The organism is Streptomyces glaucescens (assembly GCF_002154375.1).
GTDB lineage: Bacteria > Actinomycetota > Actinomycetes > Streptomycetales > Streptomycetaceae > Streptomyces > Streptomyces glaucescens.
The window spans coordinates 1-9539 of sequence record NZ_MUND01000118.1; the positions used below are offsets into that span (position 1 = coordinate 1).

At 74.1% G+C, this 9539-nt stretch carries 9 protein-coding genes; 2 read left to right on the plus strand and 7 right to left on the minus strand.

All coding sequences use genetic code 11. The features are described 5' to 3' along the window. Window positions 1–598, minus strand: a 598-nt coding sequence (locus tag CCN42_RS08585; protein WP_086734275.1) for a TetR/AcrR family transcriptional regulator, incomplete at its 3' end; no start/stop codon positions are given. A gap of 149 nt (window positions 599–747) precedes the next feature. Between CCN42_RS08585 and CCN42_RS08590 the strand changes: the two genes are divergently transcribed. Then, on the plus strand, window positions 748–2001 hold the full coding sequence (locus tag CCN42_RS08590; RefSeq protein ID WP_086734277.1) for a PQQ-binding-like beta-propeller repeat protein: 1254 nt from the start codon (window positions 748–750) through the stop codon (window positions 1999–2001). 105 nt (window positions 2002–2106) lie between these two features. Here CCN42_RS08590 and CCN42_RS08595 read toward each other — a convergent pair whose 3' ends face one another. Further along, window positions 2107–4080: an elongation factor G gene (locus CCN42_RS08595; RefSeq protein ID WP_086734279.1), complete on the minus strand. Its 1974-nt coding sequence runs from the start codon at window positions 4078–4080 to the stop codon at window positions 2107–2109. Window positions 4081–4233: 153 nt separating this feature from the next. On the opposite strand from CCN42_RS08595, the gene CCN42_RS08600 reads away from it, so the two are divergent. Continuing rightward, window positions 4234–5337 carry an XdhC family protein gene (locus CCN42_RS08600; protein WP_169731425.1) on the plus strand — a complete coding sequence of 368 codons (1104 nt, stop codon included), beginning with the start codon at window positions 4234–4236 and terminating at the stop codon, window positions 5335–5337. Between the two features lie 84 nt (window positions 5338–5421). On the opposite strand, the gene CCN42_RS08605 is transcribed toward CCN42_RS08600, so the two are convergent. The 5 genes from CCN42_RS08605 to CCN42_RS08625 form a co-directional block, all read right to left on the minus strand. Further along, complete coding sequence (locus tag CCN42_RS08605; RefSeq protein ID WP_086734283.1) at window positions 5422–5922, minus strand: metallophosphoesterase family protein; 501 nt, start codon at window positions 5920–5922, stop codon at window positions 5422–5424. A gap of 43 nt (window positions 5923–5965) precedes the next feature. Next, window positions 5966–6142 (minus strand): hypothetical protein, encoded by a 177-nt coding sequence (locus CCN42_RS43200; protein WP_086734285.1) that lies wholly within the window; start codon window positions 6140–6142, stop codon window positions 5966–5968. Window positions 6143–6214: 72 nt separating this feature from the next. After that, on the minus strand, window positions 6215–6565 hold the full coding sequence (locus CCN42_RS08615) for a DUF6479 family protein (RefSeq protein ID WP_086734287.1): 351 nt from the start codon (window positions 6563–6565) through the stop codon (window positions 6215–6217). Between the two features lie 323 nt (window positions 6566–6888). Beyond that, window positions 6889–7308, minus strand: a complete 420-nt coding sequence (locus tag CCN42_RS08620; RefSeq protein ID WP_086170751.1) for a CBS domain-containing protein — start codon at window positions 7306–7308, stop codon at window positions 6889–6891. Window positions 7309–7354: 46 nt separating this feature from the next. Further along, on the minus strand, window positions 7355–9539 hold a 2185-nt coding region (locus tag CCN42_RS08625), incomplete at its 5' end, for a SpoIIE family protein phosphatase (RefSeq protein ID WP_107427559.1).

Sequence of the window (9539 nt, forward strand, 5' to 3'; positions counted from 1 at the left end):
TGACCACCTCGTCCAGGGTGGCGTCCACCCAGCCGGCGCTCCAGTCGTGGAGGAGGCCGTTGACGCTGCCGATGAACGCGGCCGCGGGGAGCCGGTAGTCGCGGGGCGCGGCCTCGCCCCGGGCGACGGCCGCCTCGGCCTCGGCGCGGATGAGGTCGATCCAGCGGGCCCGCCGGGCCAGCCGCTGTTCCTCCAGGCGGGGGCTGACCCCGACGATCTCCACGAAGGTGATGCGGATGCGGCGCGGGTCGGCGGTGACGTCGGCGGCGTACGCGTGGAAGATCGCGGCGACGCGATCGGCCAGCGGCAGTCCGGCGGCGTCGGCGACGGCGGCGCGGACGGCCTGCTCGGCCCAGTCGTTGACCTGGAGGTGGAGGGCGGCGAGGACGTCCTCCAGGGTGCGGAACTCCTCGTAGAACTGCCGGGTGGACAGTCCCGCGGCCTCGCTGAGCGCGGCGACGGTGGTGGCCCGGTAGCCGGGCCGGTCGCCGAAGAGCCGGAGCGCGGCGTCGAGGAAGCGGCGGCGCCGCTCGGCCTGCCGTTCCTCGGCGGATCGGCCGCCGTATCGCCCGGTGGGCGCTCTGAGCCTGCCTGTCACGTGCCTCCCCGTCCTCCACGGTCGGCCAATTTTGTCGTGTACGCGGTCTTGTGGAGAAGGGCGCACCCTCCTTACTTTCCAGTAAGTCACTCTGAACGCCGCCGTTTTCAGATTCCCCCCGCCACCCCCACTCCCAGGAGGGAGCACTCATGCCTGCCCTCGGACCCAGTCGGCTCGCCGCCGTCGCCGCCGCGCTCGTGCTCACCGTCACCGCCCCCGTGACCGCCGCCTCGGCGGCCCCCGACACCCCCGCCGCGCTGCGCGAGGTGCTGTTCGTCGGCAACAACTGGGACGGCACCGCCGACGTCATCGATGCGGGCGGGGACTTCGCGCGGATCGGGCGGATCAACGTCATCCCCGACAAGGAACAGCGGATGGCGGAGATCAAGGCGGACCCGATCAAGTGGATCTACTTCATGGGCATCCGCAACAGCGTCGGCGAGGGGCACGACCAGTTCGTCGACGACATGTACGCCACCCCGGACGGCTCGGCCATGGTCGTCTCGCGTCCCAGCTTCGCCGACGTCGTCTCCCTCGACCTGGCGACCGGCGCGGTCAAGTGGCGCTTCCCGGTGTCGGGGTACCGCGCCGACCACATGGCGGTCTCCCCCGACGGCACCCGGGTCGCGGTCTCCGCCTCCACCTCCAGCACCGTGCACGTCCTGGACATCGAGACGGGCAGGCAGGTCGGCTCGTTCGCCACCGGGGACAAGCCGCACGAGAACGTGTTCAGCCGGGACGGCAGGTACCTCTGGAACATGTCCATCGGCGAGGTGAACAACGCCCTGGACGCGCCCTGGCTGGACTGGACGAAGGGCGACCGGCGGATCACCGTCGTCGACGCCACCACGTTCCGGCAGGTCAAAGTGATCGACATGCGGCAGCGGCTCGACGCGATCGGTCTGAAGGACTACTCGGACGCCGTCCGTCCGGCCGCGTTCAGCCCGGACGAGTCGAAGCTGTACTTCCAGGTGTCGTTCTTCAACGGCTTCTTCGAGTACGACGTCGCCACCGACCGGATCACCCGGACGAAGACCCTCCCGAAGAACCCCGCCACCAGCGAGGACCGCACGACCTGGGTCAACGACTCCCGCCACCACGGCATCACGATGAAGCCGGACGGCACCAAGCTGTGCGTCGCGGGCACCATGGACGACTACGCGACCGTGGTCGACCGTACGACCCTTCAGGAGGGCCCGCTGGTCCCCGTCTCCAAGCCCTACTGGGCGACCGTCAGCGGCGACGGGAAGTCCTGTGTGGTGTCCGAGAGCGGCGCCGACCGGGTCACCGCCATCGACTTCGCGACCGGTGAGAAGACGGTGTCGGTCCCGGTCGGCGACCACCCCCAGCGGGTCCGGCTGGCCCGGGTGCCCGCGAACTGGTCGGGCCCGTCGGCCGGCTGACCGTCCGCGCGGCCCACGCCGTCGGCCCGGCGCGGGCCGCCTTTGGCGGGGCGGCGGGCGGCCCCGTCGCCCCGCCGGTCACCGGCACGACGTGCGGGCTCGGTCTCAGCCCGACGTCCTGCGCGTGACGTTGAGCAGGTACTCCTTCCGGTTCAGCGGGTTGTGGTCGGTGCGCGCACGCTCGGGGACCGGGGAACCCCGGTCGACGGGCGCGTAGTGGTCGAAGGCGCTCTCCAGCTCGCCCTCGCCCCGGGTGAGACCCGGCAGCCGCTGTTCCAGCTCGTGCACCCGGGCCGCCGGTACCGCTCCGTCGAGGACACAGCGGGCACCACGCGTCTCGGTGTTCCGCGGCACCGCCCGCAGCGCGGACAGCACCGGCAGGAGCGCGCCGAGCGTGTCCGCCGGAGCCTCCAGCCGGAAGCGGTGCGTCGGCTCGTACACCCGCGTCCCGGCCCGGCGCAGCGCCTCCGTCAGCACCAGCGGGGTCAGCCCGCGGAAGTCGGCGCCGGTGCTGGACATGCTCTTGTCGAAGCCCTGGTGGGCGTGGCTCTGGCGCGGCGAGTAACCGCAGTGCGTCATGGTGACCGTGCAGTCGGTCACCTGCCAGCCGTGCAGGCCCTGGCCCAGGGTCTCCCGCACGGTGTCCTCGACGGCCTTGAAGAAGGCGTACGGCATCGAACCCAGCTCCACCTCCAGGCGGAACTCGGTGCCCGCGCCGGCCGGGGCCGGGTCGACGCGCAGCCCGACGGTGGCGAGGAACGGGTTGCCGTCCTTCTTGTTGAACTCGACCGCCGCGCCGCTGCCGACCGGCCGCTCGACGCACAGCGGGGTGGTCTCGCGGAAGGTGACGGCCAGGCCGTACTCGTCGGCGAGGGTCGCCTGGACGACCTCCTTCTGCACCTCCCCGTAGAGGGAGACCGACGTCTCCCGGCGCACCGCGTCGTGGCGCAGGCCGATCAGCGGGTCCTGCTCGGCGAGCTGGGTGAGCGCGAGATGCAGGGCCCGACGGTCGGCCGGCCGCACCGGCTCCACGACAGTCTCCAGCGTCGGCGGGGCGAAGTGCTGCCCCGCCGTCCTCCCGGGCACGCCCAGCCAGTCGCCGATCCGGACCTCGCTCAGGCCCCACAGCCGGGCGATCCGGCCCGCGGTGACCTCGTCACGTCGGGTGTCCGTGCCATGGTCGAGGACCTGGACGGCGGTCACCCGGCCCTCGCGGCCCTCCTCCCCGACGGGGATCCGGTCGCGGACGCGCAGGGTGCCGGAGAAGAGCCGGGCGTACGCCACCTTCTCCCCCGCCGGGCCCCGCTCCACCTTGAAGACGGTGCCGGACACGGGCCCGTCCGGGTCGCCGTCGGCGGCGGGCAGCAGCCGCCTGATGCCGGCTGCCAGCGCGTCCACGCCCGCTCCGGTGATCGCGGAGCCCGCGTACGCCGGATGGACCAGCCCCTGCCGGGTCTGCTCGGCGAGCGCCGTGCGCAGCAGGCCGTCCGGGACCGCGCCGTCGAGGCAGGCGGCGAGCAGGTCGTCGTCGTGGCCGGCGAGGACGTCGAGGGCCGCGGGGACGGTGCCGGGGGTGAAGCGGGCCGCGGGGGTGCCGAGGCCGGTGGCGGTGCCCATGGGGACGACGGCCGCGGAGAGCCGGCCGGCGGCGGCGCGCAGGACGTCCTCGTAGGCCGCGCCGCGGCGGTCGATCTTGTTGACGAACAGCAGGGTGGGGATGCGCAGCCGGCGCAGCGTCCGCATCAGGACGCGGGTCTGCGCCTGGACGCCCTCGACGGCGGAGACGACCAGGACCGCGCCGTCCAGCACGCCGAGCACCCGCTCCACCTCGGCGATGAAGTCCGGGTGGCCGGGGGTGTCGATGAGGTTGACGGTCACGTCGTCCAGCGGGAACGAGACGACGGCGGACTTGATGGTGATGCCGCGCTGCCGCTCCAGCGCGAGGGTGTCGGTGCGGGTGCTGCCGGCGTCGACACTGCCGATCTCGTCGATGACCCCGGCGCTGTGCAGCAGCCGTTCGGTCAGACTGGTCTTACCTGCGTCGACGTGCGCGAGAATTCCCAGGTTGAGCAGATGCACGAAGCGTCATGTCCTTGGTGGTAGGGGTCATTCCGTGCGGGATGGACATGAACGCAGTGCGCATGGATCGCTCCTCCTGGTGCGACGACGGATCGGATGCAGTGCAGCAGAACCACGGGCGAGGCGCCAACGCATTTACGGAAGGAGCCGAACGTGCGGGACATTCTTCCGGCGCTGAGCGCCTGGTACGCGGCCGGGCGGCCGTTCGGGCTGGCCACGGTGGTGGCGGTGAGCCGCAGCGCGCCGCGCGACCCCGGTGCCGCGATGGCGGTGGGGCCGGACGGCGAGGCCCTGGGCAGTGTGTCCGGCGGGTGCGTCGAGGGCGCCGTGTTCGAGCTGGCGCGGGAGGTGGTGGCGGACGGCGGGGCACGTGTGGAGACGTTCGGGTACAGCGACGACGACGCCTTCGCGGTCGGCCTGACCTGCGGCGGTGAGATCACCGTGCTGGTCCGGCCGGTGAGCCCCGCCCTCGATCCGTCGTTCGGCGCGCTCGCCGCGTCGGTGGCCGCGGGACACCCGGTCACCGTGGCGACCGTCACCGACGGCCCGGCGCCCCGCGGGGCGGCCCTCGCCGTCCGGCCCGCCGGGGTCTCCGGCACGCTGGGCAACGAGGGCCTGGACGCGGCGGTCACCGCCGACGCGCGAGGCGAACTCGCCCTCGGGGTCACCGGTCTGCGGCACTACGGGCCGCACGGAGAGCGGCGGGCGGACGACGTGACGGTGTTCCTCCACTCGTTCGCGCCGCCGCCGCGCATGCTGGTCTTCGGCGCCATCGACTACGCGGCGGCGGTGGCCCGCGTCGGCGACTTCCTCGGCTACCGGGTCACCGTCTGCGACGCCCGCCCGGTCTTCGCCACCCCGCGGCGGTTCCCGCCCGGCGTGGAGGTGGTCGCCGACTGGCCGGACCGCTATCTGCGCGGCACGGACACGGACGCGCGCACCGTGATCTGCGTGCTCACCCACGATCCGAAGTTCGATGTGCCGCTGCTGACGGAGGCGCTGCGTCGGCCCGCCGCGTACATCGGGGCGATGGGCAGCCGCCGTACGCACGAGGAGCGGGCCCGGAAGCTGGCCGCGGCCGGACTCGGCGCGCGGGAGATCGCCCGGCTGCGCTCGCCGATCGGGCTGGACCTCGGGGCACGTACACCCGAGGAGGTCGCCGTGTCGGTGGCGGCGGAGATCGTCGCACTGCGCTGGGGCGGCAGCGGGGCGCCGCTGAGCGCTACGACGGGGGCGGTGCATCCGGCGCGGTCGTAGCCGGAGGCGGGTGGGCAGGCGGTGGGCGTCCCGGGGCGGGCGCCGGACCGGCGCGGGCAGCCGCACGGTGACGTGAGCGCCGGATCAGCGCGGCGGCAGCCGGTGGAGGGTGACCTCCGTGAGGCGGCCTCCGGTGACGGTGGCGGTCATGTAGGTGCAGTGCGGCTGCCTGCGGCGGTCGGTGGGCGAACCCGGGTTCAGCAGGCGCAGCCCCGAGGGGGCGGTGGTGTCCCACGGGATGTGGCTGTGCCCGAAGACCAGCACGTCCAGGTCGGGGAAGCGGGCGGCACAGCGCGCCTCCCGGCCCTGGGCGGCCCCGGTCTCGTGCACGGCGCCGAACCGCAGGCCGCCCAGCTCGGCGTGGGCGACCTCGGGGAGCCGGGCGCGCAGCTCGGGCCCGTCGTTGTTGCCGTACACGCCGACGAGCCGCCGGCAACGCCGCTCCAGCAGATCGAGGGTGGCGGCGTCGACCCAGTCCCCCGCGTGGAACACGACGTCCGCGTTCGGCAGTGCGGCGAGCAGCGGCGCGGGCAGTTCCCTGGCCCGCTTGGGGACGTGGGTGTCCGCCATCAGCAGCAGGCGCACGGGCTCGGAGTGTGACGGTGACGTGGGTCGGTCCTCCTGCTGATCAGTCGTCGCCCCTGATGATGTTCCACTCGGCGGTGTGTGTCAGCTCAGGTCCTTCGGGGTCCTCGACGGGCGGCAGACAGGTGCGCAAGGCGGGTTTCTCGCGTAATCGGCGGGCCCTCGACCAGCCCGTCTCCGGGCGCCGGACGAGGGGTTCCCCACTGGCGGAGGCGGTCACGGCGTGCTCCTTTCGCTGACTCCGCTCCCCGGGTCCCCTGCGGCAGGGCCGGCAAACGGTCGCACGACGGCGTCACGCGGGGCCCCCGCCGCCGAAGGAGCCGCTGGAGCCGCTGTCCCAGCGCGGGCGGTGCTGGTCAGCGCTGGAAGTGCCGCCGGTCGGGCGGAGCTCGTGCGGGTTGAGCCGTTCGCCGCCGCCCATCTCGTTGGGCGCGCGCTGTTCACGGGACTCGTGGACCGGCCCCGACTCGGGGAGCGTCGGGCGCTTGCCGCGACCCGGCCTGCGGGCCTCGCTGCGGCGGATCCGGATGCCGTACTGGACGGCATAGATCAGCGCGGCGGTGATGAGGACTCCGCCGATGACGATGACGACCATGCCCAGCGCGGATCCCGAGGCGGCCAGTGTGTACACGGTGGTGTTCATGGACGTCGGGTACCCGCTGCCGCCCGGTGAATGGGTGCCGGCCCCCGTTCGGGGGTGCGCCCCCGGGCACGCGGCGCGACGGCGGGGCGGCGCTCGACCTGTTCGGCCGCGCCGGTGACGGGTGCGGGGGCTGCCGGGAGGTCCGGCGAGGGTCCGGGCCCAGCCGACTCGCGGGACCCGGTGCCGAGGGGGCGGATACCGGCTCCTGTCGGCACCGCGGCGCACCGCCCGGGCGCGCACCCCGCTCACACACCCGAAAGGGCCGTCCGCCGGCCCCCCGCGGGTGCCGGCGGACGGCCCGGGTGGGCGTCCTCGCTGGCCGCCTAGGTGTTGGGCCGGGCCACGCTGATGTCGCCGAGGGCGGACTCCGGGTCGCGTTCCATGGCCAGGTCGCCCAGGGAGACGATCCCCACGGGGTGACCGTGGTCGACGACCGGGACGCGGCGTACCGCGTGCTCGCGCATCAGCTGTACGGCGTGGTCCAGTTCCTCGTCGGGCTCCAGCGTGAACAGGTCCTCGCTGCACGCACCGGCGACCGTGGTCTGCTCCGGGTCGCCGCCCTCGGAGATCGAGCGGATGACCAGGTCGCGGTCGGTGACCAGGCCGCGCAGGGTGTCGCCCTCGGTGACGAGCACCGCGCCGATGTCCTCGTCGCGCATGATCCGGGCGACCTGCGCGACGGAGGTCTGCGGCTCCACGGTGACCGGATCGGCGGTCATGATGTCGCGGACGTGCTGGGTCATGACGTACCTCCTTCTCGTCGTCCGTCGCCGCTCCGGGTACCCGGTGTCAGGGCTCCAGCACGATTTCGCTCCACACCTGTTTCCCGCCGCTGACCGGGACGGTCCCCCAGGACGCCGACATGGCTTCGACGAGCAGCAGACCTCGGCCGCCGGTGGCCTCCCAGCCGATGCTGGTGGGTTTGACGGGGGTGCGGGGCGAGTTGTCGGCGACGGCGACCCGCAGCCGGCCGCCGACGAGGGTGAGGTCGAGGCGGACCGGGCCGTCCGTGTGGACGAGGGCGTTGGTGACGAGTTCGGAGACGATCAGCAGCACGGCGTCCGCGTGCTCGGCGATGCCCCAGGCGCGCAGGGTGCGGTTGGTGAAGCGGCGGGCGTGCCGTACGGCCTCCGGGACCCGCCAGACCGTCCAGCTCTCCCGGCGGGGCCGTACGGCCATGCCGTCGTAGCGCATCAGCAGCAGGGCGATGTCGTCGCTGCGCCGGGCACCGGTGAGCAGGGCGTCGGCGACCAGGCCGAGGTGGGCGGGGTCGGAGCCGGCGAGCCGGTGGGCGAGGCGGTCCATGCCCTCGTCGATGTCCGCGTCGGCGGACTCGACGAGGCCGTCGGTGGTGAGGGCGAGGAGCGTGCCGGGCTGGAGCCGGAGCGGGGTCATGGGGAAGTCGGCCTGGGCGACCACACCGAGTGGCGGGCCGCCCTCCGCCTCGACCGCCTTGGTGGAGCCGTCGGGTCGGCGCAGCACCGGCGGCAGATGGCCGGCCCGGACGCACCAGGCGGTGCCCTCCTCCATGTCGACGTCGACGTAGGCGCAGGTGGCGAAGAGGTCGGTCTCCATGTCGACGAGGAGCCGGTTGGCGTGCGAGACGACCACGTCGGGCGGGTGCCCCTCTACGGCGTAGGCGCGCAGCGCGGTGCGCATCTGACCCATCAGCGTGGCGGCGGCGGCACTGTGGCCCTGGACGTCGCCGATGACGAGGGCCACGTGGTGGTCGGGCAGCGGGATGACGTCGTACCAGTCGCCGCCCAGCTCGAGGCCGGCGGTGGCGGGCAGGTAGCGGGCGACGGCGACCGCGCCGGGCAGAACGGGCAGCCGGCGCGGCAGCAGCTGGCGCTGGAGCATGCCGACGAGTTCATGCTCGGCGTCGAAGGCGCGGGCCCTCATCAGGGCCTGTCCGGCGAGACCGGCGGTGGCCGTGAGCAGGGCGCGCTCGTCGGGGCCGAAGTCGTGCGGGCTGTCCCAGCCGATCAGGCAGACGCCCGCCATCCGGCCGGCCGCGGGCAGCGGCAGCACGGCGAGGCCGCCGGGTCCGACCTCCGCCAGAGCGGGTTCCAGCGGGGTGCCGGCGGGCCAGATCTGGGCGCGGCCCTCGCGCAGGGCGGCGCCCAGCGTGGGCATGGCCCGCACGGGCGCGTCCGGCCACTCGGTGCGCCATTCCGTGCGCCACAGCTCGGGCCAGTCCTCGGGGGCGGGCGGGTCGAGGACGGTGACGACGAGCCGGTCGTGCTCCAGTTCGGCGAGGGCGATCCGGTCCGCGCGCAGCGGCCGGCGCAGGGCGGTGACCACGGCCTGTCCGACGTCGCGGACGGTGCCTGCGGTGGCGAGGGCGGCGGCCAGCCGCTGGACGCGGGCCACGTCGGTGACGTCGGAGCGCAGTCCGGCGGCGTCGACGACGGTGCCGACGAGCAGTGCGGGCCGTCCCTCGCCGCCCGGCAGGAGCCGGCCGCGCAGCCGCAGCCAGCGGGGCGGCCCGGCCGGCCGGAGTACCCGGAACTCCAGTTCCCGCTCCCCGACGGACATGTGGTCGGCCTCCACCACCGACATCAGGGAGGGCAGGTCCTCCGGCACGGTGAGGCCGAGCAGGGTCTCCACCCGGCCGTCGAAGTCGTCGCGGGCGAGGCCGAACAGGCGGAGGATCTCGTCGCCGACCTCCGCCCGGCCGCTGTCCATGGCGAGGGTGAACGCGTTCGACGGGAGTTCGCCGCGCTCGGCGCGGCCGGGCGGGGCGGGGCTGGAGACGGCGTCGGCGATCAGTTCGAGGGACTTGCGCTGTTCGGGGTCGAACCCGTGCTCGTCCTCGCTGACGGCGAGCAGGCAGGCGCCGACGGTGTCGGGGTGCGTGGGCAGCGCGGCCAGGTGGAACCGGGGCGAGGGGGTACGGCGGCTCTCGGCGCGGGCGGCCAGCTCGGCGGGGCTCACCCAGACGGGCCGTCGGCCGCGGTGGGCGTCGGACACC